The sequence below is a fragment of the Pararhizobium sp. LjRoot238 genome (genome assembly GCF_964252955.1).
Classification (GTDB): domain Bacteria; phylum Pseudomonadota; class Alphaproteobacteria; order Rhizobiales; family Rhizobiaceae; genus Pararhizobium.
Genome location: NZ_CAXUPP020000001.1, coordinates 3680359 through 3705140 on the forward strand (window position 1 = coordinate 3680359; position 24782 = coordinate 3705140).

Consider the following 24782-nt stretch of genomic DNA (forward strand, 5'->3'; position numbering starts at 1 on the left):
GACTCGCGGCCGATGCTATAAGAACACATCCGGCGAAAGCGAGGCATAGATGATCGCGAAGCGGTATTTTATCACTTCATGAATCACGCTTTGCATGCAGCATTTGGTGACAAAACACAACAATGACCGGAGCTATCCATGTCCGCAGAAATCGAAGCACGCATCAAGGAACTGGGAATCACCCTGCCGCAGGCCGCAGCGCCTGCCGCCAACTATGTTCCCTTCGTCATCAGCGGGTCGCATCTTTATATCTCCGGCCAGTTGCCGATGGAAAACGGCAAGATCGCCATCACCGGGCATCTTGGTGACGGTGTCGATGTTGCGACAGGCCAGCGCGCAGCCGAACTCTGCGCCATCAACATTCTCGCCCAGGCCAAGGCAGCGCTCGGCGGCGATCTCTCGCGCATCCGCCGCATCGTCAAGCTCAACGGCTTTGTCGCATCCAAGCCGACCTTTATCGAACAGCATCTGGTCATCAATGGGGCATCCAACCTGATCGCCAAGGTTCTCGGCGACGCGGGTATCCATGCCCGCGCCGCGGTCGGCATGGCCGCCCTGCCCTTCAATGCCGCTGTCGAGATCGACGCCGTCATCGAAATTGCATAACGGAACCGCATCCCATGAAAGAGCTTTCCTGGCTGACGGCGCAACCGGTCGCGCATCGCGGCTATCACGACATGAACCATGCCATCTGGGAAAATACGCTGTCGGCCTTTTCCCGGGCGGTGGACCACGGCTTCGCCATCGAATGCGACCTGCAATATACCGCAGACAGCGTGCCCGTTATTTTCCATGATGACGACATGCAGCGTCTGTGCGGCATCAAGGGCGATATCCGCGAAAAGACCGCCGGCGAACTTGGACTGGTCGCCATCGGCGGCACCGCCGACAAAGTGCCGACGCTCGGCCAACTTCTGAGGCTGGTAAAGGGACGTGTACCGCTGATCCTTGAACTCAAGGGCCGCAAGGGCGACGACGAGGGCTTTGCCGACGCGGTGCTGGAAACGCTGGAAGGCTACGAAGGCCATGTTGCCCTGATGAGCTTCGACCACTGGCTGCTGAAGGACCTCAAGGCCCTCGACCCACCCTACCCACTGGGCCTGACGGCGGGTGGCAACCAACCGGAGTCCTTCTTCATTCACGAAGAAGCGATGCAGCTTGGTCTTGATTTTATTTCCTATTTCTATGGAGATTTGCCAAATTCGTTCATCACCAAGGAACGCTCTCTTGGCCGACCGATTCTGACCTGGACTGTCAGGGATCAGGCTGGCGCCGATCACACGTTCAACCATGCGGATCAAATGACGTTCGAGGGCTTTGATCCGAACGAGAGGTTTACCGCTTAGAGAATGACAGGCGAAGTCAAAATCCGCATCGAAACGTCCTTTCAGGATATTTCGAAGGAGAGCTGGGACGGATTGGCAGGGGCCGCCAAGGGACAGCCTGGCGGCCTCTACAATCCATTCATTTCCCACGCCTATCTCTCTTCGCTGGAGGAATCCGGCTCAGCCACCGCGGATACCGGATGGCTTGGCCAGCATCTGTTGATGGAGGGCAGCGACGGCAGTCTGGCAGGCGGCCTCATCTGCTATCTGAAAAACCACAGCCAGGGCGAATATGTCTTCGATCATGGCTGGGCCGATGCGCTTGAGCGGGCCGGCGGACGCTATTATCCAAAATTGCAATGCTCGGTACCCTTCACGCCGGCGACCGGTCCGCGGCTCTTGAGTGCGACGGATTCCGATACGGGCGCCGTTCGCGAGTCACTCGCCGCCGGACTGCAGGAACTCGCGCGCCGTCACAAGGTGTCGTCTGCGCATGTCACCTTCGTGCCCGAACAGGAAATACCGACATTCGAGCGCGCCGGCTTCCTGCACCGGACCGACCAGCAGTTTCATTTCATCAACGACGGCTACGCGTCCCACAACGATTTCCTTGAAACGCTCGCTTCCCGGAAACGCAAGGCGCTGAAGAAGGAGCGCCGGACGGCGCTTGAACACGGCATCAGCATCGATTGGCTGACCGGCAAGGATCTGACAGAAAGCGTCTGGGACCAGTTCTTCGCCTTCTACATGGATACCGGCAGCCGCAAATGGGGCCGGCCCTATCTCACCCGCAGATTCTATTCGCTGATCGGCCAGCGTATGGCAGACGACATCCTGCTGGTCATGGCCAAGCGCAACGGCCGCTATATAGCCGGCGCGATCAATTTCATCGGCAGCGACGCGCTTTACGGCCGCCACTGGGGCGCCATCGAAGACCATCCCTTTCTGCATTTCGAAGTCTGCTACCATCAGGCGATTGATTTTGCGCTTTCCAAGGGGCTGAAGCGCGTAGAGGCGGGCGCCCAAGGCGAACACAAGCTGGCACGCGGCTACCTGCCGGTGACGACCCATTCGGTGCATTTCATTGCACATCCGGGATTGAAACGGGCCGTGGCCGACTATCTCGAACGCGAGCGGCGGGAAGTCGAGCAGATCGGCGACATGCTTGCCGATCACAGCCCGTTCCGCAAAGGTGCGCGGCGAGAGATCGACGACTGAACCAGACAAGCATTTGAAAAGACAGGCCATTCAGGAGGAAAACTTAAAATGAGCAGCGGCGCCTATGACAGCAACAATATCTTCGGCAAGATCCTGCGCGGCGAAATTCCCGCGCAGAAGGTCTATGAAGACGACAACACCCTCGTCGTCATGGATGTCATGCCGCAGGCGGAAGGCCACGTGCTGGTCATGCCGAAGGCGGCATCGCGCAATATTCTCGACGCCGATCCCGCAACGCTTGGCCCCTTGATTGCAATCGTCCAGAAAGTCGCGATCGCGGTGCAGGAGGCCTTCGATGCCGACGGCGTGACGATCCTACAGTTCAATGAAGCGCCTGCAGGCCAATCGGTGTTCCACCTGCATTTCCACGTCATTCCTCGTCGCGCGGGCGTGCCGTTGCGGCCGCATTCCGGCAAGATGGAAGATGGTGCGGTTCTTGCGGCAAATGCGGCGAAAATCAAGGAAGCCCTCGCAGGCTGAGATTCTCAGAATCCAAGCGCGTACAATCCCACGGCCAGGACGGCGATGGCCGTGGCGATACCGACTGCCGGTCTCTGGCGCGCGACAAAAAAGGCGGTCGCGCCGGCGACAACGGATCCGAAACGAAGCCAGAGCGGCGACTGTTCGAGGACTCCGGTCGGGTAGAGAACGAGCTTCGCGATGACTGCCGCCACCAGCGCCGTCGCAACCGCCCTCACCCAGTTCAAAGCTTCGGAATCCTCCCGCAGCCGGTTACCCGCCAGCACACCCAGCCAGCGCCAGATATCCGTCGCAAGCCAGCCCGCGATCGCGATGAAGACGTACGCCCACCAGCCTTCAAGCGCGCTCATGCCTGCGCCTCCTTGCGTTGACGCCAGCTGCGCTCAGCGAGCCAGGCGGCCGTCCCGCCGCCGACGCCTGCCAGCAGGATGTCGAATTCCGGTGCGAGCCAGTAAAACACCGGGCCGGCGATGAGGCCGACGATCAGGGCGACATAGATCACTGGATGGCGCGCAGAACTCCAGATCGAAGCGAGAAAATAGACGGGCGTCAGGAAGAACAGGCAGCCGGCGACAAGCGGCGGAAACTCCGCCACGAACCGGTAGACGACGGCCACCAGCACCATATTGGCAAACACGAGCGTGATGCCGAAACCTGAAAAAAAGGCGATCCGCCGCTCGCGCGGCACCGATTGCACCCGCTCCATCGCGAAAACCCAGGCGGTGATCGCGACAAAATGGGAGAGGAACAGCAAAAGCCAGATCGGAGTCTTGTCCGTGCGGATTTCCGGCACGAGAGCTGCCACCATCGGCATCAGCCGGATGGAGGACAGTGTTACCGCTATAAACGCTGTCAGGACGTTGGCACCGCCGAGGATCGACGTGACGAGGATGACCTTGGCGGGCAGCGCCCAAACGGCGCCGGTCATAAACACCACCTGCTCGACCGGAATGCCGGCCTGCGCGGTAAAGGCGCAGAAGCCGACAAAGGACAGCATCAGGATGATCGCCGGCAGGCTGAAAATGCCCATCATGCCGGTCAGGAACCAATGCCGCGCAGAGCCGGCCATCTCACCACGATCCATTAAAACATCCGCTGGTTCATGCCACAAAAAAACAGTGCCGGACCATTCCGCCCGGCACTGTGTCTCTATGTTGGAGCCGCTTACTTCTTGCGCGGCACCTTCGGCACCGTACGCCCCTTGCGGGGCGCTTCAGAGGCGATGGTGCTCGCCTGTTCCTCGGTCTTGACGGCTGCTTTCGCAGCTTTCTTCGGCTTTGCGCCGTCTTCCGGTTCCGCTCCAACGGTTTCCATTTCCTTCGGCTTTACCGCCTTGGAAGACTTCCGTACCGGTGCGATGACCTCGGCCTTCGGCTTGATCCGCGCTGTTTCCGGCACGGAATCGAGGATCAGACCCTTGGTGCCATCGGCCTTGATACCGACAGTCACCTTGACGACACCGCCCTTCTTCAGCTTGCCGAAGAGGATTTCGTCGGCCAGCGGCTTCTTGACGCTTTCCTGAATGACACGCGCCAGCGGCCGCGCACCCATTTTTTCATCATAGCCCTTGTCGGCGAGCCAGGCGATCGCATCCTGGTGCAGGTCGAAGGTAACGTTGCGTTCGGCAAGCTGCGTTTCGAGTTGCATGACGAACTTCTGCACCACCTGGTGGATGACCGGCGTCGGCAGCGAGCCGAACGGGATCACCGCATCGAGACGATTGCGGAATTCGGGCGTGAACAGCCGGTTCAGCGCCTCGATGTCCTCGCCTTCGCGCTTCGAGGAACCGAAGCCGATCGCGGCCTTTGCCATGTCGGACGCGCCGGCATTCGTCGTCATGATCAGGATGACGTTACGGAAGTCGATCTTCTTGCCGTTGTGATCCGTCAGCGAGCCATGATCCATGACCTGCAGCAGGATATTGAACAGATCCGGATGGGCTTTCTCGATTTCGTCGAGCAGCAACACCGAATGCGGGTGCTGGTCGATGCTATCGGTCAAAAGACCACCCTGGTCGAAGCCAACATAGCCGGGAGGCGCTCCGAGCAGCCGCGAGACCGTATGGCGCTCCATATATTCCGACATGTCGAAGCGGATCAGTTCAACGCCGAGCGAGACTGCGAGTTGCTTGGCGACTTCGGTCTTGCCGACGCCGGTCGGACCGGAGAAGACATAGGAGCCGATCGGCTTGTTCGGTTCGCGAAGGCCGGCGCGCGCCAGTTTGATCGCCGAAGCCAAGGCTTCGATCGCCAGGTCCTGACCGTAAACGACCGAGCGCAGTTCCTTTTCCAGATTGGCGAGCACGGTCTCGTCATCCTTGGAAACTGTCTTCGGCGGAATACGGGCCATCGTCGCGATCGTCGCTTCGATCTCCTTCTCGGTGATCAGCTTGCGCCGCTTGTTCTGCGGCAGCAACATCTGGGCGGCACCAGTCTCGTCGATCACGTCGATCGCCTTGTCCGGCAGCTTGCGATCGTTGATGTAGCGGGCCGAAAGCTCGACGGCGGACTTAATCGCCTCGTTCGAGTATTTCAGCTTGTGGTAATCCTCGAAATAGGGCTTCAGGCCCTTCATGATTTCGATGGTATCGTTGATCGTCGGTTCGTTGACGTCGATCTTCTGGAAGCGGCGGACGAGTGCCCGGTCCTTCTCGAAGAACTGGCGATATTCCTTGTAGGTGGTCGAACCGATGCAGCGGATCGCCCCGGAGGACAAAGCCGGCTTCAACAGGTTGGACGCATCCATGGCGCCGCCCGAGGTCGCCCCGGCACCGATCACTGTGTGAATCTCGTCGATGAACAGGACAGCGCCCGGATAGTCTTCCAGTTCCTTGACGACCTGCTTCAGGCGCTCTTCGAAATCGCCGCGATAGCGCGTACCAGCCAAAAGCGTGCCCATGTCGAGCGAGAAGATCGTCGCGTCCTGCAACGCTTCCGGCACCTTCTTCTCGACGATGCGCTTGGCGAGCCCTTCGGCGATCGCGGTCTTGCCGACGCCGGGGTCACCGACGTAGAGCGGGTTGTTCTTCGAACGGCGGCACAAGATCTGGATCGTGCGATTGACCTCCGAGTGGCGGCCGATCAGCGGATCGATCTTGCCGCCCTTGGCTTTCTCATTGAGGTTAATACAATAGGCGGTCAGCGCATCCTGCTGCTTCTTCGGTCCACCTTCGTCCTGCTCACGCGAGGGCTTCTGTTCGGATTCCGGCTCGTCGGCACCACGCGGGGTGCGCGCTTCGGATGAACCAGGCCGCTTGCCGATACCATGCGAGATGAAATTGACCGCGTCGTAGCGGGTCATCTCCTGCTCCTGCAGGAAATAGGCGGCATGGCTCTCGCGCTCGGCGAAGATGGCGACGAGCACGTTGGCCCCTGTCACTTCCTCGCGACCCGACGATTGAACGTGAATGACCGCCCGCTGGATAACGCGCTGAAAACCCGCCGTCGGTTTGGAGTCCTCGTCGTAACCCGTGACCAGGTTGCCGAGTTCATTGTCGACATAGTCAGATACCGTCTTGCGAAGGCTGTCGAGATTGACGTTGCACGCGCCCATGACCGCCGACGCATCGGCATCGTCGATCAGTGCCAGCAGCAGGTGCTCCAGCGTGGCATATTCGTGATGGCGCTCATTGGCCAGCGTCAGAGCCTGGTGCAGCGCCTTTTCAAGGCTGGTTGAAAATGTTGGCACGTCAGTTCCTCATTTCTTTTCCATGACGCATTGCAGCGGGTGCTGATGCTGGCGGGCGAAATCCATCACTTGCGTCACTTTGGTTTCGGCAACTTCGTATGTGAAGACACCGCATTCACCCACGCCGTGATTGTGAACGTGCAACATGATCAAGGTCGCTGCCTCGCGGTCCTTCTGGAAAAACCGCTCCAGGATGTGGATCACGAATTCCATCGGCGTGTAGTCGTCGTTCAAAAGCAGTACGCGGTATAGGCTCGGCTTCTTGGTCTTCGGCTTTGTCCGAGTGATGACAGACGTGCCGCGGTTGGCATTACCCCCATCCCCGTCGCTGTCTTTTTGCATCCGGACCGGCATGGCGATCATTCTACTTCATTCCCTTGTCCAGCCGCAAATGCTTGGGAGGTATTCACGGCCTGTTCGTGACACATAATCTAGTGGTTCTTTTCCGGATTTTAAGGCTGTTCTCCTGCACTGCAATCATATTTGCGTCATGGAGCACAAGATTGACCAACTTTCTTGGGCTGCCAATTGTTGAGATCCGATGCAGACAACAAAAAACCGGCCGCGGGTGCGCGCGGCCGGTTTTTCAGAATTTGATTTGTGACCCGGAAGCCTTACGCTGCGGCAGCGGTCGTGGACTTGACGGCTGCCGTCGTCTTGGTGACCGGTGCTTCATACGGCTTGTAGGCATCCTTGGCGAGATCGGCGTACATTTCGCCGATTTTCGTGGCCTCGGCGATATAGCCTTCATAAGCAGACTTCACATAATTGGTCTGCAGCTCGAAAGCAGCTTCGACGCTCTTGACGGTGCTGATCTTTTCGATGTGAGCAACGCTGTCTTCAAACGCCTTCTTCGAATAGTCTGCGGCTTCGGTGGCGATGGCCTGAAAAGCCTTGGTCAACGCTGCATAGCTCTTCAACATCGTATCCATCGTTTCTTTGCTCTTCTTGTTTGCATCTTCGAAATTGAACATCAGGCTGCTCCTCTTTTTGACGCCTCACGACGACTGCCAATCTATGTGCACTGCACAATAAAGTCAATGTATACGTGCAACGCAATAAAACACTGTCATTGCAACAGCTTGATGAAAAACAGTGGAGCTGGAACGCTTTCTGAAAAAAAATAAATAAAAGAATAAATAAAAGTATGACTTTACAAAAAAACCCGGCCTGAACATTAGGGCCGGGTCAAAAAGGATAAACTCAACTGCAACGAGCGATCAGAGGTCGATGTCGAGAATAGCCATCGAAAAATTGTAGGACAGTTCGCCGTCTTCCTCATCGCGGAAGACAACGCCCAGAAACTCATCACCGAGGTAGACTTCGGCGGACTCGTCCTTCTTCGGACGCGCCTTGATGACCATCGACTGGTTGAAAGTGCGCTTGAAATAGGCTTCGAGCTTTCTGATTTCTTCGGGCTTCAAGTCTTTTCTCCATGGCGGGTTTGATTTGCGCCGCTTCTTGCACGTGGCCTCAAGCGGTGTAAACCCCTTGCTTCCACCGCCAGCCGACAAATCGCTGCAAATCAGATCTCGAAGGAAACGAGCAGTTGGTCCATGGAGCGCGACGGCTCGGAGCAGCCCGCCTCACCCACGACCCGCGCCGGAACGCCGGCCACCGTGGTTTTCGGCGGAACTTCCTTGAGCACGACGGAGCCTGCTGCAACACGCGAGCAATTGCCGATGTGAATATTGCCGAGGATTTTCGCGCCGGCACCGATCAGCACGCCATTGCCGATCTTCGGATGTCGATCGCTTCCCTCTTTGCCAGTGCCGCCAAGCGTCACGCCGTGAAGGATGGAGACATTGTCACCAATCACCGCCGTCTCGCCGACGACAAGCCCCGTTGCGTGATCAAGGAAGATGCCCTTGCCGATGCGCGCCGCCGGATTGATGTCCGTCTGGAAGACCGAGGACGACCGGCTTTGCAGGTAGAGGGCGAAATCGCGACGGCCACGGTTCAGCAGCCAATGCGCCAGCCGGTGGGTCTGGATCGCGTGGAAGCCCTTGAAATAGAGGATCGCCTCCAGGAACCGCGTGCAGGCCGGGTCACGGTCGTAGACTGCCTGGATATCGACGCGCAGGATGGCGCCCCATTCCGGCCAGTCTTCCAGCATTTCCGCGAAGGTCTGGCGCAGAAGGTTGGCTTGCAGGTCGGGGTGATCGAGGCGCTCGCAGATGCGATAGATGACGCTGTCTTCCAGCGAATGCTGGTTGATGATGGTCGAATAGAGAAACGCCGCAAGCAACGGATCCTGCTGGGCGGCGACGCGCGCCTCCTCCTGCAGGCTGTCCCAGATCGGGTCCATGATCTTCACGGTCTCGGTCGGGCGTATATCAGTTCTGGCGACCATCGCCGCTCTCCTTCGTAGTCCTTCGCTCGATCAGATATAGGCCAAATCGAACCGGATATAAATGGCTGGTGCGAAAATGAGCGTCAAAACACTCCGGATGCTTCACGCCTGCCCGACCCTCGCTAAAAACTCCAGCGCGGCCTTCTTGAAGACCCGGTCGCCGACGGCAAGCATATGATCACGGCCGGGAATATCCAGAGCCAGCGCGTGCGGTATGAGCGTGGCAAGTTCCTGCGGCGAGCCGGCGATATCGTCCTTCGTCCCCACGGCAACGAGCACCGGTACGTCGATCCGCCCCACCTCCTCGACGGAAAGAAGGTCGCGCGAGGTCGAGATGCAGGCCGCGAGCGCCTTACGGTCGCTTTTTGTCTGGTCGGCAAAGGCGCGGAACGTCCGGCCGCGAGCATGGGTCACCACATCGAGAGACGGCGCGGTGAGCGCCTCGGCGATCGGATCCCATTCGCCGACCCCGGTCACCATGCCGATGCCGAGCCCACCGAGAATGAGGGAGCGGACGCGATGAGGATTGGCGAGCGTCAGGAAGGCGGAGATGCGGGCCCCCATGGAATAGCCCATCACATGTGCCTCGGCGATGCCGAGATGATCGAGAAGCGCGATCGCATCGCCGGCCATTGCCGGTGGATGGTAAACGGTCGGATCGTGGGGCTTGTCGCTGGCGCCATGGCCGCGATTGTCGAGTGCGATCACCCGATATCCGGCATCGCCGAGCGTCTTCAGCCAACCCGGAAAGACCCAGTTCACATTGGCGCTAGAGGCAAATCCGTGAATGAGAAGTATCGGATCGCCCGACGGGTCTCCCTCATCGAAATAGGCAATCTTCAGCCCATCATGGGAAAATGTCGAAAAAGGCGGCGGATTCAAATCCATGGGAACGTCCTGTTTTTCGCCGAACCTATGATACCGGCTCGATGGGGAAAACCCCCGGCACGGCAAAAAACGCGCGGCCGCGGCATCTTTGCCGCTACCCTTTTTGCGCAAAGCTTTCTATGGTGCCGCCGAATTCGACTATTCTTCCAGACGACGCAAGTGGAGCACGACATGGCCGGGCACGGTATCCCTCACTTTCAGAACGACGGCGGCCACGCTGTGATCGAGATCGGCGTGAAGGAATTCATGTGCACAGGCGCCTCCGTGCCCTTTGACCATCCTCACATCTATATTGACATGGGCGATGACAACGAGAAGGTCTGCTCCTACTGCTCGACGCTCTATCGCTACAATTCCAGGCTTCATGCGGACCAGACGGTGCCGGACGGCTGCACCTTCAATGCGAAAGCTGCCTGAGCCCACCCGGCGAAAGTTTCTTCCATGACACAGCGCGGGCCTGTCGCGATCGTGGGAGCCGGCATCGCAGGTCTGACGGCAGCCCTGTGTTTTGCGCGCAAGGGCATTGCTAGCGATATCCTCGAGCAGACTTCGGTCCTGAGCGAGACGGGCGCTGGATTGCAGCTCTCCCCCAACGCCACCCGTATTCTGGCGAAACTCGGTCTTGCCCGGCAACTGGAACAAGTCTGGAGCGAACCAGCGGCAATCTGCCTTGTCAGCGGGACCTCGCTTCGAACGATCGCTTCTGTCCCGTCAGGACCCTTCGCGCGGGACCGCTGGAAATCGCCCTACGGTGTCCTGCATAGGGCCGACCTTCAGAAGGTTCTGCTTGCAGCTGTCGAAGCCGAGCCATCGTGCCGCCTGCATCTCGGCGTGCGGATCAATGATGCATCATGCGATTCTCTGGCAAGAGTCACGGGCAAAGAACCGGGTCTCGTTATCGGCGCCGACGGCGTATGGTCCAAGATCAGAAATCATATCCAAGGTTCTGGAAAAGCCCAGTTTTCCGGAAATGTCGCGTGGCGGCTGACGCTCGATGAGGCAAAGGCCCCAGCCATTTTCGATGCAAGGAAAGTATCAGCGTTTCTCGGCGGAGGTTCGCACCTCGTCGTCTACCCGCTGCCGCGAATACGCAGCTTCAATGTGGTCGCGATCGTCGGCGGACGCGATCCGAACGAACCGCCGGATCGCGCCCTGCCCCATGGCGAGTCGCGAAAACAGTTGCTCGCCGCTTTTTCGGGCTGGCATCCCGAGATTGTCGATATGCTGCGGAATGCGGCGGAGCCAACGATCTGGCCGCTTTACGACGTCAGCGAGGGCGCCTGGCATCAAGGCGAGGAAACCGTTCTGATCGGTGACGCTGCCCATGCGATGATGCCGTTTGCCGCCCAAGGCGCCGCGATGGCCATTGAAGACGCCTTCGAACTTGCAACCTTTGCCACCGGGGGACAGCCGCTTGCCGCTTTCGCCGATCACAGGAAACGCCGAATCGCCCGGGTGCGTTCGCGTGGAGCGTTCAATCGCTTCGTCTATCACGCCCGCGGTCCGGTCAAGCTCGGGCGTGACCTGGTTCTGTCCATCCGGCGGCCGGAAAGCCTGGCCGCCGATTTCGACTGGCTCTACGGATACGAGCCGCGCGACTGAAGATCAGACGGCTTTTGCCGCTGCGAGACCAGCCTCGATATCCTTGCGTATATCCGCAACGTCCTCCAGCCCGATCTGCAGGCGAAGAACCGGGCCTTCGGTCGGCGCCGTGCAGATCTTGCGGTCGGAAAGTCCGACATGGAGAGCAAGGCTTTCGTAGCCGCCCCAGGAATAACCAAGTCCGAACAGTGACAGGGCGTCGAGGAAGGCATGCGCCTTGAGCTTGAACCGATCCTGGCTCTCGGCCTTCAGGACGAAGGAGAAGATGCCACTGGCGCCCGTAAAATCCCTCTTCCAGAGCTCATGGCCGGGAAAACGCGGCAGCGCCGGATGCAGGACACGCGCAACGTCCTCGCGCTCTTCCAGCCAGCGGGCGATGTTCAGCGCGCTTTCCTGATGCCTGTCGAGACGAACGCCCATGGTGCGCAGGCCGCGCAGGATCTGGTAGCTGTCATCCGGAGAGACGCAGATGCCGAGTGTGATATTGGCTTCCTTGAGCTGCTCCCAATGGGCGGCATTGGCCGATACGGTGCCAAGCAGGATATCGGAATGACCGGAGGGATATTTGGTCGACGCATGGATCGAGATATCGACGCCGTGGTCGAGCGGCTTGAAATAAAGCGGTGTCGCCCAGGTATTGTCCATGGTCACGACGCAGCCGTGACGATGGGCGACGGCCGAAATCGCGCGGATATCCTGCATTTCGAATGTGTTCGAGCCCGGCGCTTCCGTGTGCACGAGCTTGGTGTTCGGCTTGATCAGGCTTTCGATCCCGGCGCCGATCATCGGATCGTAGTAGTCAACGCTCACCCCAAGCCTTTTCAGCATCGTGTCGCAGAAATGCCGGGTCGGCAGATAGACCGAATCAACGATGAGCGCATGATCGCCGGCCGACAGGAAGGCCAGGAACGGAACCGTAACGGCGGCAAGACCCGAAGGAACGAGGATAGTGCCGGCCGAGCCTTCCAATGCGTCGATCGCCTCACACAGCGCATCGGTGGTCGGTGTCCCGCGCGTGCCATAGGTATATTTCTGCGCACGGCTTTCCATGGTCTTTGCATTGGGAAACAGCACAGTTGAGGCGTGCACCACGGGCGGATTTACAAAGCCATGGTAGTCCATTGGATCGTTGCCGATGTGGGCCAGCAGGGTGTTTGGCCCTGCGCTGGCGAGAAAACTCTTCTTGTCATTCATGGGAGAATCCGTCTGAGGTCTATCGTGTTGCCGCACTTGTCGGCCCGCTCTCCGGATGGGTCAAGAGACTCCAACGCCAACGGGCTATCCAATTGACGAAAAATTCGATTCTGGCGGTTTTTTATACAAAAAACTGCTTTCAACAGCTAAAAATTGCCCAAACATGCGGCTTCATCAACGATTCTACGTGTGTGGCCCAGAAAAACGGCAACGTGTCTTGACCCTGCGATGTTTTGGGAATGAGATAGACAACACTCGCGCCAGGAGGGTGGCGGGGGCCGCGCCTTGCGCTCGACCGCGAGCAGCGGGTGTCGGACAAGAACAAAGACAACAGAAAAAGGTTCTAAAAATGGCAAAAAGAATTTTGACAGCGCTTATCGGCGCTGCCGTCATGGGGATTGGCGCCCAGGCCGCGTCTGCAACGACGCTTGGCGACGTCAAGGCAAAGGGCTTCCTGCAGTGCGGCGTCAACACCGGCCTGACCGGCTTTGCCTCCCCTGACGCATCCGGCAACTGGAGCGGTTTCGACGTAGACTACTGCAAGGCCATTGCCGCCGCCATTTTCGGCGACGCAACCAAGGTGAAATACACCCCGACCTCCGCCAAGGACCGTTTCCCTGCGCTTCAGTCGGGCGAAGTGGACGTGCTTGCACGTAACACCACCTGGACCATCAACCGCGACACCGCGCTCGGCTTCAACTTCCGTGCCGTCAACTATTATGACGGCCAGGGCTTCATGGTCCGCAAGTCGCTGAACGTGAAGTCGGCGCTCGAACTCTCGGGCGCTGCCGTCTGCGTCCAGACCGGCACCACCACCGAGCTGAACCTTGCCGACTACTTCAAGGCCAACAACCTTCAGTACAACCCGGTCGTCTTTGAAAAGCTCGAAGAAGTGAACGCCGCCTATGACGCCGGCCGTTGCGACGTCTACACGACCGACCAGTCGGGCCTCTACTCGCTGCGTCTGACACTGGCTGCCCCGGACGATCACGTGATCCTGCCGGAAATCATTTCCAAGGAGCCGCTCGGCCCGGCCGTTCGCCAGGGCGACGACCAGTGGTTCGACATCGTTAGCTGGGTGCACTACGTCCTGATCAATGCCGAAGATTTCGGCATCACCCAGGCCAATGTCGAGGAGATGAAGAAGTCTCCGAACCCGGATGTGCAGCGCTTCCTCGGCGTTGAAGCCGACACCAAGATCGGCACCGATCTCGGCCTCGACAACGATTGGGCAGTGAAAGTCATCACCGCTGTGGGCAACTACGGCGAAATCTTCGACCGCAACATCGGCACCAGCAGCCCGCTGAAGATCGAGCGCGGCTTGAACGCCCTGTGGAGCAAGGGCGGCATCCAGTACGCACCGCCGGTCCGCTAAGACCATTGACGACTTGGGAAAGCGGCTCCGGCCGCTTTCTCTTCCCAAAGAATAAGAATCGCTCGAAACAGGGCGAATAGGGGATAAAGAGGCTCTGAATGACAATTGACGCCACGATTCCGCCCGGCAAGCACAGGCCAACCGGCTCGGTACTGAACGATCCAAAAGTCCGCGGTTATATCTTCCAGGGCATCACGCTGCTTTTGCTCGTCGTTTTCGTCTACTGGGTGACCGAGAATACGATCGAGAATCTCAAGCGCGCCAACATCGCTTCCGGTTACGGCTTCCTGAACGGCCGCGCGGGCTTCGATGTCGGCCAGTCGCTGATCGCGTTTACGAGTGATTCGACCTATGGCCGCGCGCTTGTCGTCGGCTTCTTCAACACGATACTTGTCGCGGTCACCGGTATCGTCACGGCAACGATCATCGGTTTTCTGGTCGGCATCGGCCGGTTGTCGAAGAACTGGCTGATCGCGAAGCTGTCGATGGTCTATGTCGAGATTTTCCGCAACATTCCGCCTCTGCTTGTCATCTTCTTCTGGTATTCGGGCGTTCTCGCCGTCTTGCCGCAACCGCGCGAATCACTGGCGCTGCCGCTCAACATGTTCGTCAATAATCGCGGCCTTGCCTTCCCCCGGCCCGTGTTCGACAGCGGTGCGCAGTTTACCTTCTACGCCTTGGTCATCGCGGTGATCGCCAGCATTGTCTTTGCGCGATATGCAAACAAAAAACAGATGGAGACAGGCAAGCGCCTGCCGGTCCTTTGGGTTGTGCTCGGCATGTTGATCGGCCTGCCGCTTCTGACCTTCTTCGCCACCGGCATGCCTATCTCGTTCGACATCCCTGTCGCCGGAAAGTTCAACCTGATGGGCGGATCGGTCGTCGGTCCTGAATTCCTGTCGCTGTATCTGGCTCTGTCGTTCTATACGGCGGCCTTCATCGCGGAAATCGTTCGCGCCGGCATTCGCGGCGTCAGCCACGGCCAGACGGAGGCGGCGCATGCGCTCGGCGTTCGGCCGGGCCTGACCACCCGCCTGGTCGTCGTGCCGCAGGCGATGCGCATCATTATTCCACCGCTGACCAGCCAATATCTCAACCTGACGAAAAACTCGTCGCTGGCCATTGCGATCGGTTACGCCGATCTCGTCGCCGTCGGCGGCACGATCCTCAACCAGACCGGTCAGGCCGTTGAAGTCGTCAGCATCTGGATCGTCGTCTATCTCACGCTCAGCCTATCGACATCGCTGTTCATGAACTGGTTCAACGCCAAGATGGCACTGGTGGAGAGATAAGCCGATGAGCGCACAAGAAGCCAACTTCGTCCGGAGCGAGATGATCGCGCCCACGACTCCGCCGTTGCTTGAAAAAGGCTGGGTCGCCTGGTTCCGCAAAAACCTGTTCGCTACGCCGAAGGACACGGTGCTGACGATCATTGCCATCCTGCTCCTTGTTTGGTTCCTGCCGCCGATGATCAAATGGCTGTTCATCGACGCCGCCTGGACCGGCGGCGGTCGTGGGGTTTGTGCGACCGTCGCACAGGGCGGCTCGCAGCCGGAGGGATGGACCGGCGCCTGCTGGGCCTTCGTCGGCGCCAAGTTCGACCAGTTCCTCTTCGGCCGATATCCGATCGAAGAACGCTGGCGCCCGGCGCTGGTGGGCATCCTGTTCATTGCCCTCCTCGTGCCGATGCTGATACCGAAGATCCCCTACAAGGGATGGAATGCCATCCTGCTGTTCGCGGCGCTTCCGATCCTGGCCTTCGTCCTTCTGCTCGGCGGCGTCTTCGGGCTCGAATATGTGGAAACCCCGCTCTGGGGCGGCCTGATGGTCACCCTCATCCTGTCCTTCGTTGGGATCGCCGTTTCGTTGCCTTTCGGCATCATTCTGGCGCTCGGTCGGCGATCAAAAATGCCGGTCATTCGGATGATCTGCACGATCTTCATCGAAATCGTCCGCGGCATCCCGCTGATCACAGTTCTGTTCATGGCAAGCGTCATGCTGCCACTGTTCCTGCCTCAGGGCATGACAGTCGACAAATTCCTGCGGGCACTGATCGGCGTATCGTTCTTCGCATCCGCCTACATGGCGGAAGTGGTGCGCGGCGGTCTTCAGGCCATTCCCAAGGGACAGTCCGAAGGCGCCGATTCACTAGGACTCGGCTACTGGCAGAAGATGCGGCTGATCATTCTGCCGCAGGCGCTCAAACTGGTGATCCCGGGAATCGTCAATACCTTTATCGGCCTGTTCAAGGATACGTCGCTGGTCTCGATCATCGGCATGTTCGACCTGCTTGGCATCGTTCGCCAGAACTTCTCGGACGCCAACTGGGCATCGCCCGTCACGCCACTGTCCGGCCTGATCTTTGCCGGCTTCACGTTCTGGCTTTTCTGCTTCGGCATGTCGCGCTATTCAGGCTTCATGGAACGCCTGCTCGACAAGGGCCACAAACGATAACAATTAAGGGGAAAACGTCATGGCAAATGAAGCTCTGGCATCGAAACTGACAGTCTCGTCCACGGACGTCGCCATCGAAATCATCGGCATGAACAAGTGGTACGGCGACTTCCACGTTCTGCGCGACATCAATCTGAAGGTCATGCGCGGCGAGCGCATCGTCATTGCCGGCCCCTCCGGCTCCGGCAAGTCGACGATGATCCGCTGCATCAACCGGCTGGAAGAGCACCAGAAGGGCAAGATCGTCGTCGATGGAATCGAGCTCACCAACGACCTGAAGAAGATCGACGAAGTGCGCCGCGAAGTCGGCATGGTGTTCCAGCACTTCAACCTCTTCCCGCACCTGACCATCCTTGAGAACTGCACGCTGGCGCCGATCTGGGTGCGCAAGATGCCGAAGAAGCAGGCGGAAGAAGTCGCGATGCACTTCCTGAAGCGCGTCAAGATTCCGGAACAGGCCAACAAATATCCGGGCCAGCTTTCCGGCGGTCAGCAGCAGCGTGTGGCGATTGCCCGCTCGCTCTGCATGAACCCGCGCGTCATGCTGTTCGATGAGCCGACATCGGCGCTCGACCCGGAAATGATCAAGGAAGTGCTCGACACCATGGTCGGTCTCGCCGAGGAAGGTATGACGATGTTGTGCGTCACCCACGAAATGGGCTTCGCCCGCCAGGTCGCCAACCGCGTCATCTTCATGGACCAGGGCCAGATCGTCGAGCAGAACTCGCCGGCCGAATTCTTCGACAATCCGCAGCACGAGCGCACCAAGCTGTTCCTGAGCCAGATCCTGCACTAAGTCTGCGGGGCTATCCAACAGGGCCCAAAGCAGAAAGCCCGCGGCGACCGTCGCGGGCTTTCTGGCTTCTGAAGGCGTTCAGCCCTATTCTATCGTGTATTTCAGCGTTCCCAGCGACCATCGCAAACCGCGATTTTCGGCGTCGCCCGTCCATGTCTGCTGGAGCTTGGCGACGATCTCGCTCAGGCTTTTTCGCGCATCGAGTTCGGTATTCAGTCCCTGCGCCGCTGGCGCGACATCCCTCAAATCGAGATCGTCGCTGACGACGATGGCCACCAGCATGTTCTCGCCGCTGCCATCGGCTTCGAAATCGAAGCCGTAATAGTCATCCGGAATCGTCAGCGTCGAGCCCGCTGAAAGCGGCGTTATTTTCTGCGCCATCTCGTTCGGGAAAATCTGCGTCCCGACCCCCTCGCCGTTCACGTCTAGCAGCACCAGATGGCCGTTATACTTGCTGGTGATGGAAATCTTGAAGGGCTGGCCTTTTTTCAGCGCGGGACCGGTATCAAGCGAAACAGTCACATCGCCCGTATCCGCCTTGCCGACGATATCGCCTATGGCTGCCACCGGGTTTACATCGACGTAAGCCGTCGCGGCTCCAGCATCGACCTTCGCCTCCTGGTACTCCGGCTCTGGTTTGCCTTGCTGCTGGTTCGTCGCCGTTGCAGTCTGTTCCGTTTTGTACGGTTCCGGCTTGGCAACACTCGCACCGAGCGCATCGGGCTCGCTCTCCAACTGTGGATCGAGGTTATCGCAGTTTTCCTGGGTCGAACAATAGTCCTTGGACTTTGTCGTCACATACTGGAAAAGCTCGGCATTGCTGACCAGGCCGTTGGAGTTTCCATCCGATTCCGAAGGTTTGTAGCCGGCTACGTAAGCCGAGGTAAAAACGCCGTGACGGTCTTCGATCGGCAACCGCACATCGTCCCAGGCGACCTGATAGGGAGCGGCCGCACTCCAGGCGGTAACGCCACCGGCCGTTAGTTCCGCCGGCTTGTCGACGACACCCAGATCGATCCGCAGGCCTCGTGTTACCGTGTTCTTCAATGTGTTAGCGAATGGGCGCGGCAGGTAGCGCGCGCCGCTCAGGCCCGAAAGCTGCTCGGCCGAGAGCGAGCGGGAGATCGTGCCGGAATGGCAGGCATCGATCACCAGCGTCACGGCCCTGCCCTTCATCTTCTCCAAGAGCGCTTCGAGATCGTCGTCGAGGATGACGTTCGTCCAGTCCGTCTCGCCGGTCTTGATGTCATAGGTGGACAGTGCCTCGTCCATCCCGTCCTCTTCATCCTTGCTGACATCCTTCACCTGCAGGCCATGTCCGGAAAAGTAGAAATAGATCCGGTCGCCCGGTGCGGTTCCGGCGATCAGCCAGTCGTTCACGGCCGACAGGATCGCCTCCCGGCTTGCCTTTTCGTCGGTTAGTATTCTGATTGCTTCAGGCTTGAAGGATAGCGTGCCGGTCAACAGCGCCTCGATCGCCTTCACGTCGTTCTTCGGCCCATACAGAAACATGTCCTCCGGCAGATTTTCATAGGTGCCGATACCAATCAGCAGCGCCCGATCCTGCGCTCTTGCCGCCAGCGATTGCGCCAACAACAACGCCAGCGCACCGAACAGTAATCTAGATACAGTTCGCAGCAGGGCCATCAGAGCTTTCCCCGAGTATAGAGCGGCTGGATCGCCACGCTCGTGTCGGTGCCGTCAATGCGCGTCATCAGCAGTTGCTGCACGGTCGAGGCATCGACATTTTTGCTCGCCAGCGCAGCGCCGATGGCGTCTATCGGCTCATTGGTCGAAAGGGCGATGAGGTGATCGGCGCCGAAAGGTTCGACCACCTGCAAGTCGGTCAGCTTGAACTCATGGCTTTCCGTACCTTCCGCCTGCACGTCCAGCAATTGCACTTCGCCGGTATTGGCGAGATTGAAGACGATCATGTTCTTGTAGGCTGATGCCGGAGCATCAAAGGCAATCCGGTCACCGGCGGCATAGATATCCTTCTGCGGTGTCAGCGACACGGCACCGGGATTCTGGCTGGCCATCGCCTTCAGAAAATCGAGCAAAACGAATTTGTTGACGACCGCCTGGATATTGCTTCCCGTTATATTTTCACCGGCAACATCGCCGTTCGGCGTATAGAAGACACCGCTCGCTGCATCCCAGCGATACGGCACGCCGTTGCCGCCGGTATTTTCCGGAACCATTTGCGAGCCGCTGATGGTCAGCGCCAGCTTACCGTCCCAGCCCGTTTCTCTCACAGGCTTGTGCGTCTTCTGAACGCTTGGATCGGCCGCTGTTGCGACGCTACGGGTAAGCGGGATTACTACCTCGTCCTCGGAGCGCGGCACTTGCGGCGTGAAATTCGGGATCTGCAGAGCCTCGGACTGGTGCTTCACATTGGCAAAGACATAATCCTCCAGTTCAACCCGGGAGATGCGGCCATCCTGGTTCCGATCCGCCGATCCCTCGACCGCGCGGGCAAAACTCCAGCTCAGGGCTCCGCGCGCTTCGCCGCCGATGATCACTTCGGGCGAAGGCTGGCTTTCCAAGGAGGCGGCAAGCACCGTCACCTGGCGGAATTGCGCCTCCTTGACCTGAGCTCCCGAAACCGCCTCCTCAGAGGGCGGCGGCAGTTTGACGGTGACCGCATGGGCAAGGCGTGTCTTGCCGGAAAAGGCACGGCTCATGCCCCCGGAATGGCAGCTGTCAGAAACAAACAGCACATGCACGCCCTTGGCTTCGGCTTCGGAAAACCAGGCATTCAGCTCGTTATCGACAATGATCTCGTGATCTGTCTCCTCGGCCCGGCTGCGGTCAAAGCCGGGTAATTGCAGAAATTCGTCGAGGCCATCCGCCTCATCACCGGCGACAAGCTCGGGCATCTGCGCCCCGTGGCCGGCATAGGTGAAGATGACCGTATCGCCCTCACCAGCTGCATCAACAAAGCCCGTCCATGCAGATCGGATATCGTCCTTGCGCGCGGCCGCATCGAAGAAGGCCGCCATCTGGTCAACGCCAGCGCGCCGCAGGGCGCCTTCGACGTCCCTCGCATCCTTCACCGCGCCATCAAGGCTCACCTCATAGGGATAAGCATCGACGCCAACCACAAGGGCATAGGTCTTCGCCGAAGCGGCACTGAGCGGCGCTGTGGAGATCAGGAGGGCAAGAAGCAAACCGCGCGGCATCACTCAGTTCTCCACATCGACTTCGACGCGCCGGTGCATCTGGTTCAGCGTGTCCTCGTCATAGGCATTGGCATCGTCCGCCTTGAAGGGCTCATCCTCGCCCTTGCCGAGGATTTTCCACTCCCCACCGTAACCTTCGGCGACAAGATATTGCGCCAGCGCCTCGGCACGCTCCAGGGACAGTAAGCGGTTGTCCTCGGCACCACCGATCGGGTCCGTATGACCGATCAGCGTAATCGCCCTTGGCTTCACCGACTTGAGGCATTCCGACAGGTCTTTCGCCGACTCCAGCCCCTCCGGCGTGAATTCGGCGGTACCGAAGACGTACCGCACCGGCGTCGATTTCTTCTTCAACGAAACACCGCGATAGCTGATCTTGCAGGCGCCGCGCATGGCAAGTTTCACGGGCCTCGGCGCCGCCAGCCGCATCTCGGTCGCCATATGATCGAGCCGGACGATGTATTTCTTGTCCGGTGCCATCCAGCCCGGCGTCAATACCTCGTTTGAAGCGTCCTCCAGCGCCAGCTGGTAGTAACGCGCTGCGGCCTCATAGTTCCGGCGATCGCGGTTGATATCGCCGAGCGCGTCGAAAACCTGCCACGGTGCGGCATTGCTGGTCCTGATCGTCTCGAGTTCCGCCTCGAAATCCGCCAGGTTGGCGCCCTGCCCGACGGCGCCGACAATCCGGTTGAACGATGCAAGCGCCGCCACCCGGCTGATCATCGCCTTGTCATCCGCCGTGCATCCAGGCGCCTGGCCACCGGCGATCTGCTTGGCCCGGGCCTCGTCTCCTGCATTGGTCGCATCGGCGACCTGCGCCAATGCATCGCATGCCGCCGAAGCCGGGCCGGCGGAAAACAAGGCCAGCAGAGATGTGACAATCAGCATCCTCATCGTGTTCTCCATGCCATTCCATGCTGCTGTGGACCCCCGACCGGCCGCCGATGGCGGCCGGTTGATTCGTCATTGCTTGATTTCGAACGTCACGACCTGCAGGCCGCTTGCGCCCTTGTCATCCTCGGCCTTCTTCGCCAGGTTGATGGCGAGCCCGCGCGTCGGCGGCAGATGCGAATCTGCCACCAGCTGGCGTGCCCGCTCCACCGTCAACTTCTGGTCGCCAAGACCACCCTGGCGGCAAAAGGCGATCATCGTCTCGGCGGGTGCCGGTGTGTCGAAGGTGAGGTTGCCTGTGCCCGGCTGCGGGATCAGGCGCTTCTCGCCGGCCTGCAATGTCGTATTGCCGATCATCGCATCCGGTATGACCTCGACATTACCCGTCTCCTCGACATAGAGCACCTGCAGTTCGCAGGCCTTGTTGGAACTCAGCTCGAAAGACAGCTGATCGCCAACTTTCGCCGTGGTCGACCCGACCTGGAGCGCGAGTTCCAGCTTGCCTTCGGCCGGTTTTTCCTGGCGATAGGCCGGTGTTGCCTGCGCAATCGTCTCGGCTTTGACGGGGGTCTGCTGCGCCGTCTGGCCAGCCACCTCCTGGGTTTGGGCCGTCGCTGCAACCTTGACGGTCGTCGTATCGAGCGCCTTCAGCTGCATCAGCGGCGACAGAAGCAGCGGGAACTGCTGCTCCACCTCGGCGCGCGGGATGGTGCCGCCCGCTTCCAGCGTCGTCACCCAATCGAGCCCCAGCCGCAGGACATCGACATCCTCGACCCGCTTGATCGTCGCGGAAAAATCGTCCGGCTTCATGTCGAATTCCGCCGCCAGAGCTTCGAAGTCGAGTTCGTCCTCATATTTGTCACCGAAATAGGTGACGAGTTCCGCGTTCCCCGGCGCCAGCATGCTTTGTGCGCTGCCATCCGGCGTCGGCTCGGTCACGCCAAGCTTCACGAGAGCGTCCACGAAGCGCTGGCGATCCTTGTTATAGGCGGCGTCGAGATCCTCCTGCTGCACGTACATGTCGAACAAGATCGCCTGCTGATCCTTGCTGAACAGCGTCGAGGTTTCGATGTGCTCGCGCAGTTGGTCGCGTTTCGACAGGATGCCGTTGGCATGGCAATCGAAGCAGGAGCGGGCGTTGGTGATCTCGACTCCCTTGCCGATCGGCCGCTCGCGGAACGAGACGATGCTGGTCGGGCCGACATCGAGCTGCTTTCCTTCCGCGTTCGACAGGTAGTACCCCTGCAACCCGTTGGGCAGCGAGAAGATCATTTCTCCGCCGTCATGCTGGAAGGCGGTCAGGCCGGCGTCGAGCGGTTCGATCTCCTTCGGGCCGTGCGGGAAGCGCTTCAACACCTGCTTGCCGACATCGCCGCCGAAATCATAGGATTTCCAGTAGTAGCCGCCGAACGGCATGTCATGGCGTTCGAGCATGCGGTTATGATCCGACACCCCGGACGAACCATCGGCAAAGGCGGCTCTAAGCACCTGACGGCGGCGGATGTTCTCGTCCACGTTGATCTGGAAACGCTTCTCGAGGTCGCGGATTTGGGTCGGCAGTTTCATCAGTTGATTGTAGATCTTTGGCTTGGCTGCGTTGGCCATGAACCAGTCGATGCGCATGATCGGCAGAACGGTATCCGTCTCCTTGGTCAAGGCCAGCAGCGAGGCGTCGCTCGCCGGATCGACCCCATAGAAATATTGCGAGATCAGGAAGTTATAGTCCTCGGCCGACCATTGCAGATCGCGAAGGTCGACCCGCACCATCAGGCCGTTGGTTCCCTCGACCTCCTGCGGCAGCACCAGATTCGGTCCATAGGACAGCGAGTTCAAGAGCTTCTTGAAGCCGCCGGCCAGCACATCGATGCGCTTCATGAAGGTCTTGTCCGCCTCGCAGCCCATCATGCCATTGTACTGGTTGCGATAGGAGAAATAACGCATGAATTGCCGGTCGAGCTCACCGACCTTGGAAATGTCCTTCAGCCCGGCCTCGATGAAGTCGCGATAGGAAAGCATCGGCCGGGTGCGGTCCGGCTTCGTTGCCGCCGTCTGCGGCAGGTTCGACTGATTGAGCGAATTGATCCAGTCCTCGAGGCTCTTGACCTCCTCGGCGGTCGGGCGCTTGCCGAGCGGCATACGGCCGCTCGTCACGGACGTGAACAGCCGGGATTTCGAAGCGTCTCCGGGAACGACGAAGGCGGCGTCGGCAGCGATCGATTTCAGGTCGCCGGCCGAATAGCTGCCCTGCGAGCTTTCGCCCGGTCCGTGGCAATTGCGGCAATATTTTCCGATGAAGGCATCAGCCTGCACTGCCAGCGCTGCATTGTCTCCTGACAGCGCGGTTTCCGGCGTGCTTTCCTTGCAGACGGCGGTCGCCGATTGTGCCACCGGTTCCGGCGGCTTGACCTCGCGGTCCGACAGGAAGGCATAGATCGCCGTCCTGTCCTTCTCCGTCAGCTTCGAAAGCCCGCGGGCGATCTCGCGCATCACCGGATCAGTCAGCGGCGCGCCGGACAGCTTCTTGCCTTCGTCGATCAACCCGACGGTGAAGACGTCGGGAGAGGCCAGCCCAGCCATTCGCGCCTTGGTGATATCGGGCGCAACCGCGCCGGTCAGGCCCTTTTCGCCGGCATATGCGTTTTCGGTATCGAGGCCGTAGGTGGTGGTGCGGGGCGTGTGGCAATCGCCACAGCCGCCGACGTTTTCGACGAGATAGCGGCCGCGCTCCATCTGCGTCTCTTCGCGCGACTGATACACCGGAACGTTGAAATGACTGCGCTTCCACAGCGTAATCGTCGTCTGGCGGCTATAGGGGAAGGCAATCTCGTGTTCCTGCGACACGGCGTCGGATTGCACCAGCGTGTCGATATAGGACTTGATGTCGAGAACGTCCTCCGGCTTCATGCCGCCATAGGACGTATAGGGCATGACTGGATAAAGATGATTGCCATCACGGTCGATCCCCTGCATCACCGCGTTGAGAAACTGCGCATTGGTCCAGCCGCCGATGCCATTTGTATGGGGCGAAATATTCGGCGCATAGAACTTGCCGATGGCCGTATCCATCTCCATGCCGCCGGAAAGCAGTTCCGTATTGCTGCCGGACCCGTGGCAGGCGCCGCAGCCCGCGGCGCTGAACAGATATTTGCCATTATCCACATTTGCCTTGTAGGTCGCATAGGCATCGTCGGCAAAAGCATCGCGCGCGGAGGCTGTCCCCGGACAGTGGGCAATCGAAAGGACGGCCGCCGCCATCGCAAGCACATGTCGTGGCAGGCTGCGGATCATTTTCCCAGGCAGTTGATCGAACATGCGCATGGCTTGTTCCCCTTACTTT

At 59.5% G+C, this 24782-nt stretch carries 23 protein-coding genes; 10 read left to right on the forward strand and 13 right to left on the reverse strand.

Going from position 1 to position 24782, the window contains the following annotated elements; all coding sequences use genetic code 11:
* Positions 1–138 precede the first annotated feature (138 nt).
* Genes ACSQ3F_RS17960 through ACSQ3F_RS17975 form a run of 4 tightly spaced genes read left to right on the forward strand, consistent with a single transcriptional unit; the run spans position 139 to position 3023 of the window.
* Complete coding sequence (locus ACSQ3F_RS17960; RefSeq protein WP_436101471.1) at positions 139–606, forward strand: RidA family protein; 468 nt, start codon at positions 139–141, stop codon at positions 604–606.
* A gap of 14 nt (positions 607–620) precedes the next feature.
* Entirely contained in the window at positions 621–1346 is a 726-nt protein-coding gene (locus tag ACSQ3F_RS17965) for a glycerophosphodiester phosphodiesterase (protein WP_436101472.1), read from the forward strand.
* Positions 1347–1349: 3 nt separating this feature from the next.
* Complete coding sequence (locus ACSQ3F_RS17970) at positions 1350–2543, forward strand: GNAT family N-acetyltransferase (RefSeq protein ID WP_436101473.1); 1194 nt, start codon at positions 1350–1352, stop codon at positions 2541–2543.
* A 48-nt stretch (positions 2544–2591) separates the two neighbouring features.
* Complete coding sequence (locus ACSQ3F_RS17975) at positions 2592–3023, forward strand: HIT family protein (protein ID WP_436101474.1); 432 nt, start codon at positions 2592–2594, stop codon at positions 3021–3023.
* 5 nt (positions 3024–3028) lie between these two features.
* Here ACSQ3F_RS17975 and ACSQ3F_RS17980 read toward each other — a convergent pair whose 3' ends face one another.
* From ACSQ3F_RS17980 to ACSQ3F_RS18015, 8 genes are all read right to left on the reverse strand, one after another.
* Positions 3029–3373 (reverse strand): AzlD domain-containing protein, encoded by a 345-nt coding sequence (locus ACSQ3F_RS17980; protein ID WP_436101475.1) that lies wholly within the window; start codon positions 3371–3373, stop codon positions 3029–3031.
* Positions 3370–4107 carry an AzlC family ABC transporter permease gene (locus ACSQ3F_RS17985; RefSeq protein ID WP_436101476.1) on the reverse strand — a complete coding sequence of 246 codons (738 nt, stop codon included), beginning with the start codon at positions 4105–4107 and terminating at the stop codon, positions 3370–3372. Before ACSQ3F_RS17985 ends, ACSQ3F_RS17980 begins: the two co-directional genes overlap by 4 nt.
* Positions 4108–4187: 80 nt before the next feature.
* Positions 4188–6710 carry an ATP-dependent Clp protease ATP-binding subunit ClpA gene (gene clpA, locus ACSQ3F_RS17990; RefSeq protein WP_436101477.1) on the reverse strand — a complete coding sequence of 841 codons (2523 nt, stop codon included), beginning with the start codon at positions 6708–6710 and terminating at the stop codon, positions 4188–4190.
* A gap of 9 nt (positions 6711–6719) precedes the next feature.
* Complete coding sequence (gene clpS / locus ACSQ3F_RS17995) at positions 6720–7073, reverse strand: ATP-dependent Clp protease adapter ClpS (RefSeq protein ID WP_037123938.1); 354 nt, start codon at positions 7071–7073, stop codon at positions 6720–6722.
* A 251-nt stretch (positions 7074–7324) separates the two neighbouring features.
* Entirely contained in the window at positions 7325–7684 is a 360-nt protein-coding gene (locus ACSQ3F_RS18000; protein WP_436101478.1) for a phasin family protein, read from the reverse strand.
* 246 nt (positions 7685–7930) lie between these two features.
* A complete protein-coding gene (locus ACSQ3F_RS18005) occupies positions 7931–8134 on the reverse strand; it encodes a DUF3126 family protein (RefSeq protein WP_018325192.1) in 204 nt (67 codons plus the stop codon).
* A gap of 101 nt (positions 8135–8235) precedes the next feature.
* Positions 8236–9063 carry a serine O-acetyltransferase gene (cysE, locus tag ACSQ3F_RS18010; RefSeq protein ID WP_436101479.1) on the reverse strand — a complete coding sequence of 276 codons (828 nt, stop codon included), beginning with the start codon at positions 9061–9063 and terminating at the stop codon, positions 8236–8238.
* A 102-nt stretch (positions 9064–9165) separates the two neighbouring features.
* Positions 9166–9951, reverse strand: coding sequence for an alpha/beta fold hydrolase (locus ACSQ3F_RS18015; RefSeq protein WP_436101480.1), 786 nt, complete (start codon positions 9949–9951; stop codon positions 9166–9168).
* A 171-nt stretch (positions 9952–10122) separates the two neighbouring features.
* Here ACSQ3F_RS18015 and ACSQ3F_RS18020 point away from each other — a divergent pair, with 171 nt between their 5' ends.
* Positions 10123–10368 carry a zinc-finger domain-containing protein gene (locus tag ACSQ3F_RS18020; RefSeq protein ID WP_436101481.1) on the forward strand — a complete coding sequence of 82 codons (246 nt, stop codon included), beginning with the start codon at positions 10123–10125 and terminating at the stop codon, positions 10366–10368.
* A gap of 24 nt (positions 10369–10392) precedes the next feature.
* Complete coding sequence (locus tag ACSQ3F_RS18025) at positions 10393–11553, forward strand: FAD-dependent monooxygenase (RefSeq protein ID WP_436101482.1); 1161 nt, start codon at positions 10393–10395, stop codon at positions 11551–11553.
* Between the two features lie 3 nt (positions 11554–11556).
* Here ACSQ3F_RS18025 and ACSQ3F_RS18030 read toward each other — a convergent pair whose 3' ends face one another.
* On the reverse strand, positions 11557–12747 hold the full coding sequence (locus ACSQ3F_RS18030; RefSeq protein WP_436101483.1) for a cystathionine beta-lyase: 1191 nt from the start codon (positions 12745–12747) through the stop codon (positions 11557–11559).
* A gap of 349 nt (positions 12748–13096) precedes the next feature.
* On the opposite strand from ACSQ3F_RS18030, the gene ACSQ3F_RS18035 reads away from it, so the two are divergent.
* The 4 genes from ACSQ3F_RS18035 (at position 13097) to ACSQ3F_RS18050 (ending at position 17372) form a co-directional block, all read left to right on the forward strand.
* Entirely contained in the window at positions 13097–14122 is a 1026-nt protein-coding gene (locus tag ACSQ3F_RS18035; protein WP_436101484.1) for an amino acid ABC transporter substrate-binding protein, read from the forward strand.
* 98 nt (positions 14123–14220) lie between these two features.
* Entirely contained in the window at positions 14221–15414 is a 1194-nt protein-coding gene (locus ACSQ3F_RS18040) for an amino acid ABC transporter permease (protein ID WP_436101485.1), read from the forward strand.
* Between the two features lie 4 nt (positions 15415–15418).
* The gene (locus ACSQ3F_RS18045; RefSeq protein WP_436101486.1) at positions 15419–16576 is read left to right on the forward strand and encodes an amino acid ABC transporter permease; all 1158 of its coding nucleotides are present in this window, start codon (positions 15419–15421) and stop codon (positions 16574–16576) included.
* Positions 16577–16595: 19 nt separating this feature from the next.
* A complete protein-coding gene (locus tag ACSQ3F_RS18050; protein ID WP_436101487.1) occupies positions 16596–17372 on the forward strand; it encodes an amino acid ABC transporter ATP-binding protein in 777 nt (258 codons plus the stop codon).
* 84 nt (positions 17373–17456) lie between these two features.
* Here the strand turns inward: ACSQ3F_RS18050 and ACSQ3F_RS18055 are convergent, their stop codons facing one another.
* The 4 genes from ACSQ3F_RS18055 to ACSQ3F_RS18070 form a co-directional block, all read right to left on the reverse strand.
* Complete coding sequence (locus ACSQ3F_RS18055) at positions 17457–19019, reverse strand: caspase family protein (RefSeq protein WP_436101488.1); 1563 nt, start codon at positions 19017–19019, stop codon at positions 17457–17459.
* Positions 19019–20554 (reverse strand): caspase family protein, encoded by a 1536-nt coding sequence (locus ACSQ3F_RS18060; protein WP_436101489.1) that lies wholly within the window; start codon positions 20552–20554, stop codon positions 19019–19021. The genes ACSQ3F_RS18055 and ACSQ3F_RS18060 overlap by 1 nt, the downstream gene beginning before the upstream one ends.
* Before the next feature lie 3 nt (positions 20555–20557).
* On the reverse strand, positions 20558–21448 hold the full coding sequence (locus ACSQ3F_RS18065) for an OmpA family protein (protein ID WP_436101490.1): 891 nt from the start codon (positions 21446–21448) through the stop codon (positions 20558–20560).
* 69 nt (positions 21449–21517) lie between these two features.
* A complete protein-coding gene (locus ACSQ3F_RS18070) occupies positions 21518–24763 on the reverse strand; it encodes a c-type cytochrome (RefSeq protein ID WP_436101491.1) in 3246 nt (1081 codons plus the stop codon).
* Positions 24764–24782 lie beyond the last annotated feature (19 nt).